Here is a 14629-nt window from a genome sequence, read left to right on the forward strand (position 1 = left end):
TCGGATTTTCTGTTTTTGTGGAAAGGGGAGAGGAGAACGTGGAAAACTTTGTGGATTTCTGAGTGATTCATGCTTGACGAGGGCTTGACAAAATGATATAATTCCAAATTGCGGTGGTAGGGGCAAGTCTGTCCTTTTACCCGATGAAACACCCCGGAACCGGGGAGAGGAGGGCACCGAAATGCTTTCAGAACTGAACACGTCCAGCAAAGTAGTTGGGGCGAAGCAAACCAAACGTGCCCTTGGCGACGGCCGCGCGACGAAAGTCTTCCTGGCTGCCGACGCCGACCCCCGTGTGACCGAACCCCTGGCCCGGCTGGCCCAGGAGGCAGCGGTGGCCGTGGAGGAGGTTCCCTCCATGAAGGAGCTGGGTGCGGCCTGCGGGATCGCCGTGGGCAGCGCAGTGGCCGCTCTGGTGGGATAAGCGCCCCCATTCGTTTCCCAAATTTGGTTTTAGCAGAATAAGGTACGCCTGATTCTGTTAAAATATATATCATGCCCCACCTGGGGCAGCTTTTCGGAAAGGAGGAAAACCATGCCTACTTTTAATCAGCTGGTCCGCAAAGGTCGTCAGCAGGTGACCTACAAGTCCACCTCTCCCGCCCTCCAGCACGGTCTGAACACCCTGAAGAACAAGAACACCGATCTGCCCTCTCCCCAGAAGAGAGGTGTGTGCACCGCCGTTCGTACTTCCACTCCTAAGAAGCCGAACTCCGCTCTGCGTAAGATCGCCCGTGTTCGTCTGACCAACGGCTATGAGGTCACCGCCTACATTCCCGGTGTTGGACACAACCTGCAGGAGCACTCTGTGGTCATGATTCGTGGCGGCCGTGTTAAGGACCTGCCCGGCGTTCGTTACCACATCATCCGCGGCACTCTGGATACCCAGGGCGTCAACGGCCGTATGCAGGCTCGTTCCAAGTACGGCGCCAAGCGGCCCAAGGCTGGCAAGAAGTAATTTTTCCAAATTATTTCTCCCGGCACTCAGACAAAACGTCTGAACCCTGAATTGCATTGTGCGTTTGCGCAAGGCAGCCCCGCCTTGCCGAGCGTTTATTCCATATATATATGGGTAAACCTCGGACAGGCATTACACGGAGCAAGCAGTTGCTTCGAGTACCTATGATTTCTAATTTTATAAGAAGGAGGGAAGCAAAGTGCCCAGAAGAGGAAATGTACCCAAGCGGGAGGTTCTGCCCGATCCGCTTTACAACTCCGTCCTGGTTACCAAGCTCACCAACAGCATCATGCTGGATGGCAAGAAGGGCGTGGCGCAGAAGGTTGTCTACGGCGCCTTTGACATCATCAAGGAGAAGACCGGCAAGGAGCCCATGGAGGTTTACACCCAGGCTCTTGAGAACATCATGCCCTCCCTGGAGGTTAAGGCCCGCCGTGTGGGCGGCGCCACCTATCAGGTGCCTATCGAGGTTCGCCCCGAGCGGCGTCAGACCCTGGGTCTGCGCTGGCTGACCACTTATGCCCGCAGCCGCGGTGAGAAGACCATGAAGGAGCGTCTGGCCGGCGAGATTATGGACGCCGCCAACAACACCGGTTCCGCCGTGAAGAAGCGCGAGGATACCCATAAGATGGCTGAGTCCAACAAGGCCTTCGCTCACTACCGCTGGTAATCCAAAAGGAGACGAAGTATGGCAAGAAAAGTTTCTTTGGAGAATACGCGCAACATTGGTATCATGGCCCACATCGACGCGGGTAAGACCACCACTACCGAGCGTATCCTCTATTATACCGGCGTCAACTACAAGATCGGCGAGACCCACGAGGGTACCGCCACCATGGACTGGATGGCTCAGGAGCAGGAGCGTGGTATCACCATCACCTCCGCTGCTACCACCTGTTACTGGAAGGGAACTAAGAATCAGTTCCCCCAGACCCGTCTGAACATCATCGACACTCCGGGCCACGTGGACTTCACCGTTGAGGTCCAGCGTTCCCTGCGCGTGCTGGACGGCTCTGTGACCGTCATGTGCGCCAAGGGCGGCGTGGAGCCCCAGTCCGAGACCGTCTGGCGTCAGGCTGATGACTACAAGGTCCCCCGCATGATTTACGTCAATAAGATGGACATCATGGGTGCTGACTTCTACAATGTTCTGAACATGATCCATGACCGTCTGAAGTGTAATGCGGTGCCCATCCAGCTGCCCATCGGCAAGGAAGAGACCTTCAAGGGTATTATCGACCTGGTGGAGATGGACGCGGACATCTACTACGATGACTTGGGCAAGGACATGCGCGTGGAAGCGATTCCCGAGGACATGATGGAGCTGGCTCAGGAGTACCGCACTAAGCTGCTGGACGCCTGCGCTGACATCGACGAGGAGATCATGATGCTGGTTCTGGAGGAGCAGGAAGTTCCCCAGGATATGATCCGCCGCGCCATCCGTAAGGCTACCATCGAGAACCTGATGGTTCCCGTGACCTGCGGCACCTCTTACAAGAACAAGGGTGTGCAGAAGCTGCTGGATGCCATCGTGGACTATATGCCCTCTCCCATTGATATTCCCGCCATCAAGGGTGTAAATCCCGATACCGAGGAAGAGGAGGAGCGTCACTCTGAGGATGAGGGCCCCTTCTCCGCTCTGGCCTTCAAGATTGCCACCGACCCCTTCGTGGGCCGTCTGTCCTTCGTGCGTGTGTATTCCGGTGTTCTGAACACCGGCACTTCCGTGCTCAACTCCACCAAGAGACAGAAGGAGCGCATCGGCCGTATTCTGCAGATGCACGCCAACCACCGCGAGGACATCGAGTGCTGCTATTCCGGTGATATCTGTGCCGTCATCGGCCTGAAGAACACCACCACCGGTGATACTCTGTGTGATGAGAAGCATCCCATCATTCTGGAGTCCATGGACTTCCCCGAGCCCGTAATCCGCGTGGCCATTGAGCCCAAGACCAAGGCCGGCCAGGAGAAGATGGGCATCGCCCTGATGAAGCTGGCTGAGGAGGACCCGACCTTCAAGACCTACACCGATGAGGAGACTGGTCAGACCATCATCGCCGGCATGGGCGAGCTGCACCTGGAGATCATCGTGGACCGTCTGCTCCGTGAGTACAAGGTGGAGGCCAACGTGGGCGCTCCCCAGGTCGCCTACAAGGAGACCATTAAGAAGTCCGTCGAGCAGGATACCAAGTATGCCCGTCAGTCCGGCGGTAAGGGCCAGTACGGCCACGTCCGCATCACCGTTGAGCCCAACGAGTCCGGCAAGGGCTACGAGTTCCTCAACGAGATCACCGGCGGTGTCATTCCCAAGGAATATATTCCTGCTGTTGACGCTGGTATTCAGGGTGCCATGCAGGCCGGTGTTCTGGCTGGCTACCCCGTTGTGGACGTGAAGGTCCATCTGACCTTCGGTTCCTACCACGAGGTTGACTCCTCTGAGATGGCCTTTAAGATTGCCGGTTCCATGGCCTTCAAGGAGGCTATGCGCAAGGCGGATCCCGTCCTGCTGGAGCCCATGATGAAGGTGTCTGTCATTGCTCCCGACGAGTACCTTGGCAACGTCATCGGCGATCTGAACAGCCGCCGCGGACAGATCCAGGGCCAGGAGAGCCGTCCTGGTGCCACTCAGATCGACGCGCTGGTGCCTCTGGCCAACATGTTTGGCTATGCCACCGACCTGCGTTCCAGCACCCAGGGCCGCGGCCAGTACTCCATGGAGCCCCACAGCTATGTGGAGATTCCCAAGAGCATTGCTGAGAAGATCATTGCCCAGCGCGGCCGCAGCCAGGAGTAAGACTCCCTGCGGGAAAAATAGGGTTGCAATTCCATCAGGAATAGGATAAAATGTCCCTGATACGACGCAGCCCGGCAAATATGGATTACAATTGTAATATAAGGAGGAAATCCCAATGGCTAAGGCAAAATTCGAGCGTACTAAGCCCCATGTTAACATCGGCACCATCGGTCACGTCGACCACGGCAAGACCACTCTGACTGCTGCCATCACCAAGTACCTGGCTATGCAGGGCGGTGCTGACTACACCGATTACAGCTCCATCGACAAGGCTCCCGAGGAGCGCGAGCGCGGCATCACCATCAACACCGCTCACGTTGAGTACGAGACCGCTGCCCGTCACTATGCCCACGTTGACTGCCCGGGCCACGCCGACTATATCAAGAACATGATCACCGGTGCTGCTCAGATGGACGGCGCCATCCTGGTTATCGCTGCTACCGACGGCCCCATGGCTCAGACCAAGGAGCACATCCTGCTGGCCCGTCAGGTGGGCGTGCCCGCCATCGTTGTCTTCCTGAACAAGTGCGATCAGGTTGACGACGAGGAGCTGCTGGAGCTGGTTGAGATGGAGGTTCGTGAGACCCTGTCCAACTACGAGTTCCCCGGCGACGACATCCCCATCATCAAGGGTTCCGCTCTGAACGCCCTGGTGTCCGAGTCCAACGATCCCAACGCTCCCGAGTTTGCTTGCATCAAGGAGCTGATGGACGCTGTTGACAACTATATCCCCACTCCCGCCCGTAACGACGACCTGCCCTTCCTGATGCCCGTCGAGGACGTGTTCACCATCTCCGGCCGTGGCACCGTGGCTACCGGCCGTGTGGAGCGTGGTATGGTTAAGACTGGTGAGACCGTGGAGATCGTTGGTCTGTCCGACGAGAAGAAGTCCACCGTCGTGACCGGTCTGGAGATGTTCCGCAAGACCCTGGACTTCGCTGAGGCTGGCGACAACATCGGTGCTCTGCTCCGTGGTATTGCCAAGACCGACGTGGAGCGCGGCCAGGTTCTGTGCAAGCCCGGCTCCATTCACCCCCACACCAAGTTCAAGGGCCAGGTGTACGTGCTGACCAAGGAAGAGGGCGGCCGTCACACTCCCTTCTTCAACAACTATCGTCCTCAGTTCTACTTCCGTACCACCGACGTGACCGGCATCATCTCCCTGCCCGAGGGCACTGAGATGTGCATGCCCGGCGATAACGTCGACATGGACGTTGAGCTGATCACCCCCATCGCCATTGAGAAGGGCCTGCGTTTCGCTATCCGTGAGGGTGGCCGTACCGTGGGTTCCGGCGTTGTCATCGAGATCAACGAGTAATTTTACGTTACCGTCTCTCAAAGAGCGGGCTTCCTTGGAAGCCCGCTCTTTTTTCATTACAGTTTTCTCTGGACTATTCGTATTTTCCTTGACAGTATAGGTTTATTATGATAAACTTAAGACAGACTAAAGGTTTAATTGAATAAACTGAAAGAGCTTTTGGCGGTGGACCGGAAAGAAAAATGGGAGACAGCTTGTTGCGAGGAGCAAATTTTTGAATGAAACTGAACATTCTGATGAGCAGAATTGGCAGAATAGATTAAGAATGTTACCATAAAATTATAAAGGACGAAAGGTTGGGATGAGTATGTCACTAGATCGTGAAACGGCGATGCTTTCCGCACAGAAGCTCCGACTGATGCAAAAAGGCAACATTGTGGTTCTGATTTCTCTGGCAGCGATTTTGGTAAATGCAATTCTCTCCCTGGTCCTTGCATTGAACGACCCGTTTGCACTTATGCAGGGAGGCATAGGTACGATGGTGGTCTTTATGCTCATCGGCGTGGTTGCCATGGTGGTAGGCAGCATCATGTATTTGGTAGGACTGTATGGAATGGGCCGGGTCCGTCCGGAGTATCAAAAGGCGTTCCTGATTGAAATTGTTTTACTTATCTTGGGGATTGTTTACAATATGCTGGGCAAGGAGGGATTCCTGGCTGAGACAGTGGATGTAATCCGGAATCTGGGGGTGCTGGTGGTCCTCTGGCTGGTGCTCCAGGGCACGCGGTGCCTGTTGGACGGCATGGAGCAGGAGGCTGTCCTGCGGCGGGGCCAGAGAGTGTGGAAGCTATATGTTCTGTCAGAGCTGATCAGTGTAATCCTGATTTTTATCCCTGTGCCAGTGGGATTTGGTACCGCAACCATTGCCCTTCTGGTTTTTGCGGTGGTGATTGGTATTCTGGGTATTGTGGCCGCAATCGACTATATAGGATACCTGGGACAGGCTGCGAGGGCCTTGGAGCAGATGGTATTCTCTGTGGATCACGAGCAGGCGTAATGCTGGTGCATGGTCAGGGAGCAGCGGAGTTCCGCTGCTCCCTTTTTGTAGGATGTGAAAAAAGGGGTTGACAAGTGGGAATGGGATGCATATAATAACACCAACAAGTAAATCCCAAAAACCTATGAAGAAGATTAGTAGCCGGTGCAGCAAACCTTCAGAGAGCCCTGGGTGGTGGAATCAGGGCGGGGAGCGGCTGAGTGAATGGACTTTTGAGGGCGGCTTGAACGGGCAACCAAGTAGATGCCGACGGGGACCCACCCGTTATCCATCGGGCACGCGTGATGGCGCGTGAAGCGAGCGGACGTATTTACGTCAATTTGGGTGGTATCGCAGGAGTTAGGCTCTTGTCCCATGTGGGGGACAGGGGCGTTTTTTTATACTCCGAAGCCAAGGCCGCCGGCACCGGCCCCTCCATCACCCACCCAAACAAATTTCGGCCGAAAGGCCAACAAATGGAGGTATTTCTCATGAAAAAGCACAACATCGTAAAGAAGCTCACGGCGCTGACCCTGTCCCTTGCCATGGCCCTGGCATTGGCTGCCTGCTCCAGCGGAACCACGTCCTCCGGGACGTCCTCTTCCGGTACTACCGGTTCGGAGAACTCCTCCGGCAGCGGCGAGGGGTATAAGATTGCCGTGGTTCGCCAGCTGGATCATCCTTCCATGAATGAGATTCGGGACGCCATTACCGCAGAGCTGGACGCCAAGGCGGAAGAGCTGGGCGTGAGCATCGAATACCGGGACTTCAGCGGCAACAATGAAACGTCTGCTCTCCAGCAGATTGGCGCGGAGATTATTGCCGGCGGTTATGACGCTATCATCCCTATCGGCACCCTGGCAGCCCAGCAGATGGCCGTCTCCGCTCAGCAGACCCAGACCCCTGTAATCTACGGTACCGTCAGCTACCCCGAGGTAGCCAAGCTCACCGGAATCCCCTATGTCACCGGCACCAGCGATGCCCTGAACGTGGAGCTCGTTCTGGATATGATGCTGGCCCAGAACCCCGACGTGAAGACCGTTGGCCTTCTGTACTCCACTTCAGAACTGAACAGCGCCCCTGCCATTGAGGACGCCAAGGCTTACCTGGACAGCAAGAACATCTCCTATGTTGAAAAGACCGGCAACACCTCTGATGAGATTATCGCCGCCGTCAGCTCTCTGGTGGGCCAGGTAGACGCGGTGTTTACCCCCACCGACAATGTGGTCCAGGCCGCCGAGCTGGCCATTGCCCCCACTCTGGCCCAGGCGGGCATTCCCCACTACGCCGGCGCCGACTCCTTCGTCCGCAACGGTGCCTTCGCCACTTGTGGTGTCAACTACACCGACCTGGGTACCCAGACCGCTGACCTGGCGCTCCAGGTGCTCCAGACCGGCGAGTTCCCCGACTATATCACCGTCTCCGGCGACATTATCACCGTGAACACCGAGACCGCCGCCGCACTGGGGGCCGACTACTCCATGTTTGCTGATATGGGCGCCCAGCTTGTGGAGGTCCAGACGACTGAGGACTAACCCGGAAGCAACAGACCGGTATTACAGCCATCCCTCCGCTTGAGCGGAGGGATGGCCTGTCCATTGAGAGGAGCGATTTTTCCGTGGTTTATGTAATTCAGACCGCCCTGGAGACAGGTTTTCTCTATGCACCTGTGGCCCTGGCGCTCTTTCTGAGCTTTTCTATCTTGAATATCGCCGACATGACCACCGACGGAGCCTTCGTACTGGGCGGCGCGGTGTCCGCCATGATGTGCTTGTCCGGTCACCCCATTCTGGCACTGCCTGCGGGCATGCTGGCCGCTGCGGCCGCCGGCTTTATTACGGCTTTTCTTCAGACCAAGCTGTCTGTGCCCTCCATTCTGGCAGGCATTATCACAAACATCGGCCTTTACAGTATCAATCTGATGGTGATGGGCAAGAGCAACCAGTCCCTCTTCATGGTGCCCACCATCTATACCCTGGCTCAGGAGGCCGGAATCGGGGGGAGCTGGAGCAAGGTAATCGTGGCTGCCCTCATTGTGCTGGCGTTGTGCGTACTGCTGGTGCTGTTTCTGGGTACCCGGCTGGGACTGTCCATCCGGGCCACCGGCGATAACGCGGATATGGTCCGGGCCTCCTCCATCAATCCCACCTTTACCATCACCGTGGGCCTGTGCCTGTCCAACGCGATGACTGGTCTGTCGGGCGCTATGGCGGCCCAGTCCACCACCGTTGCCGACGTGAACAACGGCACCGGCATGGTGGTGCTGGCCCTGGCCGCCCTGGTAATTGGCGAGACCCTCATCGGCAAGGGCTCCATGGTCCGGCGGGTGCTGGGCGTGGTGGTGGGCAGCATCATCTACCGCTGCATCTATGCCGCTGCCCTGCGCTTCAACATCCCGGCCGACTACATGAAGCTGGTCTCCGCCGTCATTGTGGGCGTGGCCATCGCCGCCCCGGCGGTCCGTCGCTGGGCTGCCTTCCAGGTCAAGAAGCGCCGTGCGATCGCGGCCAGAAGGGAGGAACGGTGAGATGGCAATGCTGGAATTAAGAAACCTTTCCAAAACCTTCAATCCCGGGACGGTGAATGAGAAAACCGCCCTGTCTCATCTGGACCTGACGGTGGAGGATGGAGATTTCATTACCATTGTGGGCTCCAACGGAGCGGGCAAATCTACCCTCTTCAACGCCATTGCCGGGGTCTTCTATGTAGACGAAGGATCCATTGTGCTGGCCGGGGAGGACATTACCTACAAGCCTGAGTACCGGCGCAGCCGGGAGATGGGCCGCCTGTTTCAGGACCCCATGCGGGGTACGGCTCCCAATATGACCATCGAGGAGAACCTGGCCCTGGCTTATCTCCGTACGGCCAAGCACCAGCACGCCTTCTTCAGCCGCACCAGCAAGGCGGACCGGGCGTTTTTCCGGGAGCAGCTGGCACGGCTGGATATGGGGCTGGAGGACCGGATGCGCCAGCCAGTGGGGCTGCTGTCCGGCGGCCAGCGTCAGGCTCTGACCCTGCTCATGTCCACCCTGGTTCCTCCAAAGGTGCTGCTGCTGGATGAGCACACCGCGGCCCTGGACCCGGGCACGGCGGAGAAGGTGCTGAAGCTGACTCGGGAGATTGTAGCGGAGCACCATATCACCACCCTGATGGTGACCCACAACATGCACCAGGCCCTGGGACTGGGCAACCGGACTCTGATGATGGACGGGGGAAGCGTAGTGCTGGACATCCGGGGAGAGGAGCGAGCCGGCATGACGGTGGAGGATCTGCTGGAGCGGTTCCGCACCGGAGCGGGGAAAGCGCTGGACAACGACCGGATTCTACTGTCCTGAACCAAAGAATCCACATGGGCCGCCGCGGCACAGTGCGCGGCGGTCCTTTTTCTGAGGAGGCATGCCATATGGCACAGGAGCGTTTGGATAAGCTGCTCTCCTCCACGGGGCGTTGGTCCCGGAAGGAGGTCAAGGAGCTGGTGCGCCAGGGGCGGGTATGGGTGAATGACCGGCCCGCCGCCCGGCCGGAGGACAAATTTGACCTGGAGAGTGCGGTTATTCTGGTGGATGGGGAGCTGGTGGACTGTGCCCCCTTTGTCTATATTATGCTCCATAAACCGGAGGGACTGCTGTCTGCCACCGAGGATAAGCGGCAGAAGACCGTACTGGATTTGCTGCCGGAGTACTTGCGCCGCAGGGGGCTGTTCCCCGTGGGGCGGCTGGATAAGGATACCACGGGGCTGCTGCTCATCACTGACGACGGAGCCCTGGCCCATGAGCTGCTCTCTCCTAAAAAGCATGTGGACAAGGTGTACCTGGCCCAGGTGGAGGGACAAGTGAACCAGGAGGATGTGGCTGCGCTGGCCGAGGGAATGGTGCTGGGGGATGGAACAAAGTGCCTGCCCGCCGGCCTGGAGCCCCTGGAGGATGGGCGGCGCTGCTTGGTTACCCTGCGGGAGGGGAAGTACCACCAGGTGAAGCGAATGCTGGCCGCACGAGGAAAACCGGTCCTGACATTAAAGCGGCTTTCTATGGGCCCATTGTTGCTGGATGAGGGCCTAAATCCCGGAAATTGGCGTTTTTTGACAGAGAAAGAGCGGACCTCCCTTCAAAGGGCTGTGTCGGGGACCTGAGCTTTTTGGGCGTTTTCCACAAAAAAATAACGAAAACCTCTTGCCAAAGGCAGGGGGGACCCGTTATAATAGGGATATGCTTTGAGCGTATTAGGAGGGATGGATGTGTCTAGCAGGATGTTCCAGGGAGTCGTCCTTCAGATGAAGGACAGCGTCAACCGCATGGTGGGCGTGATTGACTCTGACGGTATTGTAGTTGCCTGTAGTGAGCTGACCTGTATTGGGGAGCATTGGGCCGGTGCAGTTGCCGCGATCAACGCGGCAGAGGACAGCGAGGCCTATTTTGAGGGGAAAGTGTTCAAGCCCCTGGCCGGCTGGGGTGCCCAGTTTGACTATGCCGCCTTTGTCAAGGGCGAGGATGAAATGGCCGTCTCTCTGTGCGCTATGGCTGTGGTTGCCTTCAACGGCGCCAAGACCTACTATGAGGAGAAGCACGACAAGGCTACCTTTGTGAAGAATATTATTTCGGATAATATTCTGCTGGGCGATATTTATACCCAGGCCAAGGAGCTCCACTTTGTCTCCGAAGCGCCCCGGGCCGCTTTCCTGGTGCGCCAGCTGGGTCCTGCCGATGTGAGCACCATCGACGTCATCCGCAGCCTGTTCCCCGATGAGCAGACGGATTTTGTCATCTCCATCAACGAGACTGACGTGGCCCTCATCAAACAGCTGCCCGAGGGTGCGGACGTCAAGGAGTTGCAGAAGATTGCCAAGCAGATCTCCACCGCGGTTTCCCAGGAGCTGGGCATCAAGGTGGTCATCGGTATCGGTACTGTGGTCAACCACATCCGCGATCTGGCCCGGGCCTATAAGGAGGCCGGCGTGGCCATCGATGTGGGCAAGGTGTTTGAGACGGAAAAGACCGTCATCAACTATGAAAATCTGGGTATCGGCCGTCTGATTTATCAGCTGCCTACCATCCTCTGCCAGATGTTCCTCCAGGAGGTTTTCAAGAAGAATCCCATCGATGCCCTGGATCAGGAGACTCTGCTGACCATCAACAAGTTCTTCGAGAACAATCTGAACGTGTCCGAGACCGCCCGGAAGCTCTTTGTCCACCGGAACACCCTGGTGTACCGCCTGGAGAAGATCAAGAAGCTCACCGGCTTGGATCTGCGGGAGTTTGATGACGCCATCACCTTCAAGGTGGCTCTGATGGTAAAGAAGTACCTGATTTCCCGGGGAATTGAGTCCTGAGTACAATCAAAACACCGCCTGCATTCGCAGGCGGTGTTTTTTTATGCAGCATCGGGAAAAGGGCTTGCAATGTGTCTGGTTATGGGTTACAATAAAGTAACAAAAATGACAAAATAATTACAACCGCTTGCTCGGACTCTGCCGGAAAAGCGGGGAGAAGGGATGATTTTGTCATTTACATAACACAGGATCTGTGGTACACTTTCCATAAGCGCCCTATGGGGCAGAGGGATGAAATCAAGAGAAATCTACGGAGGAGCACATGATACGGCTCATAGATGTATATAAGGAATATGATAATGGGACCAAGGCCCTGAAAGGGGTCAATATGCGCATTGATGACGGGGAGTTTGTCTTTCTGGTGGGTCCTTCCGGGTCGGGCAAATCCACCATCATCAAGCTGATTACGGGTGAGATTGCGGCGACCGAAGGAAAACTGATGGTCAACGGGTACAGTCTGAGCAATATTGCGCCCCGGCAGATCCCCTACATGCGGAGAACTCTGGGGATTATTTTCCAGGACTTCCGACTCATTGAGAAAAAGACGGTGTATGAGAACCTGTCCTTTGCCATGCGGGCCATCGGAGCATCGCCCCGTGAGGTGCGCCGGCGCATTCCCTATGTGCTGCAGCTGGTAGGCCTGGAGCAGAAGGCGGACCGGTATCCCGGACAGCTGTCCGGCGGCGAGCAGCAGCGTGTGGCCATTGCCCGGGCGCTGGTGAATAACCCCAGCATGATCATCGCCGACGAGCCCACGGGTAACCTGGACCCCCAGCGTTCCCTGGAAATTATGATGCTGCTGGAGCGTATCAACGAGCTGGGCACCACCATGCTGGTGGTTACCCATGAAAAGAATCTGGTCAACCGCTTCTCCAAGCGGGTTGTGGCCATTGAAAACGGACGGATCATCAGCGACGAGACAGGTGGGTACTACAATGGCGAGAAAATTTGATGCGGGATATTATGTCAGCGAGGGCTTCCACTCTATTTTTACCCACGGCTTCATGTCGTTTGCCGCTGTGTGTATGATTGTGGCCTGCCTTCTGATTATGGGTTCGTTCTCTCTGCTGGCGGTGAACCTGGACAACATGCTGGGGGATCTGGAGGCGGAGAATGAGTTTTTGGCGTACATCGATGATACATATACCGAGGAGGAGGCCCGGGCCATTCAGCCGGAAATCGAGGCCATCCCCAACGTGTCCCAGGTAACCTTCGTCACCCGCGCTGAGGCGCTGGATGACTGGAAGGAGGGCCGCGCGGAGAACGATCTGTTCAACTCTCTCCAGCCTGAGGTGCTGCGGGACCGCTACCGTATCCATGTGACCGATATTGAGCAGATGGCCCAGACGGTCTCAGCTGTGGAGCAGGTGAGCGGCGTGGCCAAGGTTCGGGCTGCCGTGGACATTGCCCAGGGCTTTGTGCTGGTGCGCAACATTGCCACCGGTGTGGCGGCCGTCCTGATTGGCATTCTGCTGGTGGTGTCCCTGTTTATTATTGCCAACACCATTAAGCTTGCCACCTTCTACCGCCGGGAGGAGATAGCCATCATGAAGATGTGCGGTGCCACAAACGCCTTTGTTCGCTGGCCCTTTGTGGTGGAAGGCATGCTGCTGGGACTGACCGGCGCATTGATTGCCTTCTTTGCCCAGTGGGGCATTTACGAGCTGGTGGCTAAGCTGGTTGTCCAGGGCAACGGCCTGTCCCTGGTTACCATCACCAGCTATCTCTCCATGGCCCCTACCATTCTGGCTGTGTTCTGCATTACGGGTGCGCTCATCGGTGTGGGAGGTTCCACGCTGGCCATCCGGAAATTCCTTCAGGTTTGATTGCGGGAGGGAGACACAATGAAGCGTCAGAAGAGACAGCGCATGATGATGGCAATTCTGGCAGGATTGATGGTAGTGGTGCTGCTGCTGCCCATCCTGGCCAATATTATGGTTCACTAACCCTCTGAGCAGACGAGGAGCATGCAATGAAACAAACAGCAAAAGGAGTCCGAAAAGTAATTTCCCTGTTGGTGGTGCTGGCCCTGTTGGTGCCGCTGACCGGTCAGGTAACGGTGATGCCGTCCTCGGCCGTTACCCAGGCAGAAATTGACGATTTGAAGGATGAGGCGGCAGAGCTGGACGGCCAGCGGGCTGAGCTTCAGGCCCAGCTGAAGGCCATTCAGGCGGACAAGAGCAAGGCTCTGGAGCAGAAAAGCCTGTTGGAGCAGCAAATTGACGCCACCCAGTCGGAAATTAACAACATCCAGGCTCAAATCCAGAAGTACAGCGAACTGATCACGCAGAAGGAAGGCGAGCTGGCTGAGGCGGAGGAGCAGGAGCAGGAGCTCTATGAGCTCTTCTGCGAGCGGGTGCGGTACATGGAAGAGGAGGGCGAGGTTTCGTACTGGTCCATTCTCTTCTCCTCCAGTGATTTTTCCGACCTGCTAGATAACTTCATGATGGTGGAAGAGGTCATCGACTACGACAACAGCGTCATGGAGGAGCTTCTGGCCCTTCAGGAGCAGATTGAGGCAGACAAGGCGGCCCTGGAAACCTCGAAGGAGGAGCAGGAGGCGGCTAAGGCCAAGCAGGAGGCTGCCAAGGCCGACCTGAAGGACCAGGAAGCCCAGGTGGACGCTCTGATCCAGGAGATCAGCGGCCAGGAGGACCAGCTGGAAGCCGCCGAGGCCCAGCTGAAAGCAGCGGCCAACGCCATGGACGCGGAGATTAAGCGTCTGGAGAAGGAGATGGCCGAGCAGATTGCCAACGTGCCCAGCGAGTCGGGCTTCCTCTGGCCTCTGCCCAGCAGCTGGAACACTCTGTCCTCCCTCTTTGGAAGCCGGATTCACCCCATTACGGGCAGGCCCAACAACCATACGGGCATTGACATTCCCGCCTCCAAAAATACCAACATCTATGCGGCCAAGAGCGGTGTGGTGACCACGTCCACCTACAACAGCTCTTACGGCAACTATGTGGTGGTCTCCCACAGCGACGGAACCTCCACCCTCTACGCCCACATGAATAAGCGGGCAGTGTCCAAGGGGGAGACGGTGTCTCAGGGCCAGGTCATCGGCTATGTGGGCACCACCGGTTCCTCCACCGGCAACCACCTCCACTTCGAAGTCCGAGTCAACGGCAGCCGGGTGGATCCGGTGAACTACTTCAAGGACAAGACCTTGTACGTCCGTTCGGGCGGACAAACCGTATTGCTTCCCCACTAAGTAAATTGAAAAAACCGACACGGCGCCCGCTGTGCCGGTTTTTTTA

14 protein-coding genes and 1 other annotated feature are annotated in these 14629 nt (G+C 57.0%); all 14 genes read left to right on the top strand.

Translation table 11 applies throughout. From position 1 onward, the window contains the following. Positions 1-181: 181 nt before the first annotated feature. The 14 genes from AC3YUO_RS05780 (at position 182) to AC3YUO_RS05845 (ending at position 14583) form a co-directional block, all read left to right on the top strand. Positions 182-424, top strand: a complete 243-nt coding sequence (locus tag AC3YUO_RS05780; protein WP_489962084.1) for a ribosomal L7Ae/L30e/S12e/Gadd45 family protein — start codon at positions 182-184, stop codon at positions 422-424. Between the two features lie 111 nt (positions 425-535). Beyond that, the gene (rpsL, locus tag AC3YUO_RS05785) at positions 536-958 is read left to right on the top strand and encodes a 30S ribosomal protein S12 (protein ID WP_118641346.1); all 423 of its coding nucleotides are present in this window, start codon (positions 536-538) and stop codon (positions 956-958) included. Between the two features lie 199 nt (positions 959-1157). Beyond that, positions 1158-1628, top strand: a complete 471-nt coding sequence (rpsG, locus tag AC3YUO_RS05790) for a 30S ribosomal protein S7 (protein WP_118641347.1) — start codon at positions 1158-1160, stop codon at positions 1626-1628. An 18-nt stretch (positions 1629-1646) separates the two neighbouring features. After that, a complete protein-coding gene (fusA, locus tag AC3YUO_RS05795; RefSeq protein WP_489962085.1) occupies positions 1647-3752 on the top strand; it encodes an elongation factor G in 2106 nt (701 codons plus the stop codon). A gap of 115 nt (positions 3753-3867) precedes the next feature. Continuing rightward, positions 3868-5070, top strand: coding sequence for an elongation factor Tu (tuf, locus tag AC3YUO_RS05800; protein WP_489962086.1), 1203 nt, complete (start codon positions 3868-3870; stop codon positions 5068-5070). Positions 5071-5428: 358 nt separating this feature from the next. Continuing rightward, positions 5429-6067: a hypothetical protein gene (locus AC3YUO_RS05805; RefSeq protein ID WP_489962087.1), complete on the top strand. Its 639-nt coding sequence runs from the start codon at positions 5429-5431 to the stop codon at positions 6065-6067. A gap of 115 nt (positions 6068-6182) precedes the next feature. Next, positions 6183-6425: a binding site (T-box leader), on the top strand. Between the two features lie 112 nt (positions 6426-6537). Then, positions 6538-7581, top strand: a complete 1044-nt coding sequence (locus AC3YUO_RS05810) for an ABC transporter substrate-binding protein (protein ID WP_489962088.1) — start codon at positions 6538-6540, stop codon at positions 7579-7581. An 83-nt stretch (positions 7582-7664) separates the two neighbouring features. Then, a complete protein-coding gene (locus tag AC3YUO_RS05815) occupies positions 7665-8573 on the top strand; it encodes an ABC transporter permease (protein WP_489962089.1) in 909 nt (302 codons plus the stop codon). A 7-nt stretch (positions 8574-8580) separates the two neighbouring features. Continuing rightward, positions 8581-9381, top strand: coding sequence for an ABC transporter ATP-binding protein (locus AC3YUO_RS05820; protein ID WP_489962230.1), 801 nt, complete (start codon positions 8581-8583; stop codon positions 9379-9381). A gap of 68 nt (positions 9382-9449) precedes the next feature. Further along, on the top strand, positions 9450-10175 hold the full coding sequence (locus AC3YUO_RS05825) for a pseudouridine synthase (RefSeq protein WP_489962090.1): 726 nt from the start codon (positions 9450-9452) through the stop codon (positions 10173-10175). Positions 10176-10280: 105 nt separating this feature from the next. Next, positions 10281-11372, top strand: coding sequence for a PucR family transcriptional regulator (locus tag AC3YUO_RS05830; protein ID WP_489962091.1), 1092 nt, complete (start codon positions 10281-10283; stop codon positions 11370-11372). Between the two features lie 262 nt (positions 11373-11634). Next, on the top strand, positions 11635-12324 hold the full coding sequence (ftsE, locus tag AC3YUO_RS05835; RefSeq protein ID WP_489962092.1) for a cell division ATP-binding protein FtsE: 690 nt from the start codon (positions 11635-11637) through the stop codon (positions 12322-12324). Continuing rightward, positions 12308-13198, top strand: a complete 891-nt coding sequence (ftsX, locus tag AC3YUO_RS05840) for a permease-like cell division protein FtsX (protein ID WP_489962093.1) — start codon at positions 12308-12310, stop codon at positions 13196-13198. Before ftsE ends, ftsX begins: the two co-directional genes overlap by 17 nt. A gap of 146 nt (positions 13199-13344) precedes the next feature. Then, the gene (locus AC3YUO_RS05845) at positions 13345-14583 is read left to right on the top strand and encodes a murein hydrolase activator EnvC family protein (RefSeq protein ID WP_489962094.1); all 1239 of its coding nucleotides are present in this window, start codon (positions 13345-13347) and stop codon (positions 14581-14583) included. The last annotated feature ends 46 nt before the right edge of the window (positions 14584-14629 follow it).

This window comes from Pseudoflavonifractor sp. HNCC25GI2, assembly GCF_058136395.1.

Excerpts from the sequence above, each read along its gene's own strand:
- AC3YUO_RS05780 (WP_489962084.1), top strand. The coding sequence starts at position 182 with ATGCTTTCAGAACTGAACACGTCCAGCAAAGTAGTTGGGGCGAAGCAA.
- rpsL (WP_118641346.1), top strand. The coding sequence starts at position 536 with ATGCCTACTTTTAATCAGCTGGTCCGCAAAGGTCGTCAGCAGGTGACC.
- fusA (WP_489962085.1), top strand. The coding sequence starts at position 1,647 with ATGGCAAGAAAAGTTTCTTTGGAGAATACGCGCAACATTGGTATCATG.
- tuf (WP_489962086.1), top strand. The coding sequence starts at position 3,868 with ATGGCTAAGGCAAAATTCGAGCGTACTAAGCCCCATGTTAACATCGGC.
- AC3YUO_RS05805 (WP_489962087.1), top strand. The coding sequence starts at position 5,429 with ATGCAAAAAGGCAACATTGTGGTTCTGATTTCTCTGGCAGCGATTTTG.
- AC3YUO_RS05810 (WP_489962088.1), top strand. The coding sequence starts at position 6,538 with ATGAAAAAGCACAACATCGTAAAGAAGCTCACGGCGCTGACCCTGTCC.
- AC3YUO_RS05820 (WP_489962230.1), top strand. The coding sequence starts at position 8,581 with ATGCTGGAATTAAGAAACCTTTCCAAAACCTTCAATCCCGGGACGGTG.
- AC3YUO_RS05825 (WP_489962090.1), top strand. The coding sequence starts at position 9,450 with ATGGCACAGGAGCGTTTGGATAAGCTGCTCTCCTCCACGGGGCGTTGG.
- ftsE (WP_489962092.1), top strand. The coding sequence starts at position 11,635 with ATGATACGGCTCATAGATGTATATAAGGAATATGATAATGGGACCAAG.
- ftsX (WP_489962093.1), top strand. The coding sequence starts at position 12,308 with ATGGCGAGAAAATTTGATGCGGGATATTATGTCAGCGAGGGCTTCCAC.
- AC3YUO_RS05845 (WP_489962094.1), top strand. The coding sequence starts at position 13,345 with ATGAAACAAACAGCAAAAGGAGTCCGAAAAGTAATTTCCCTGTTGGTG.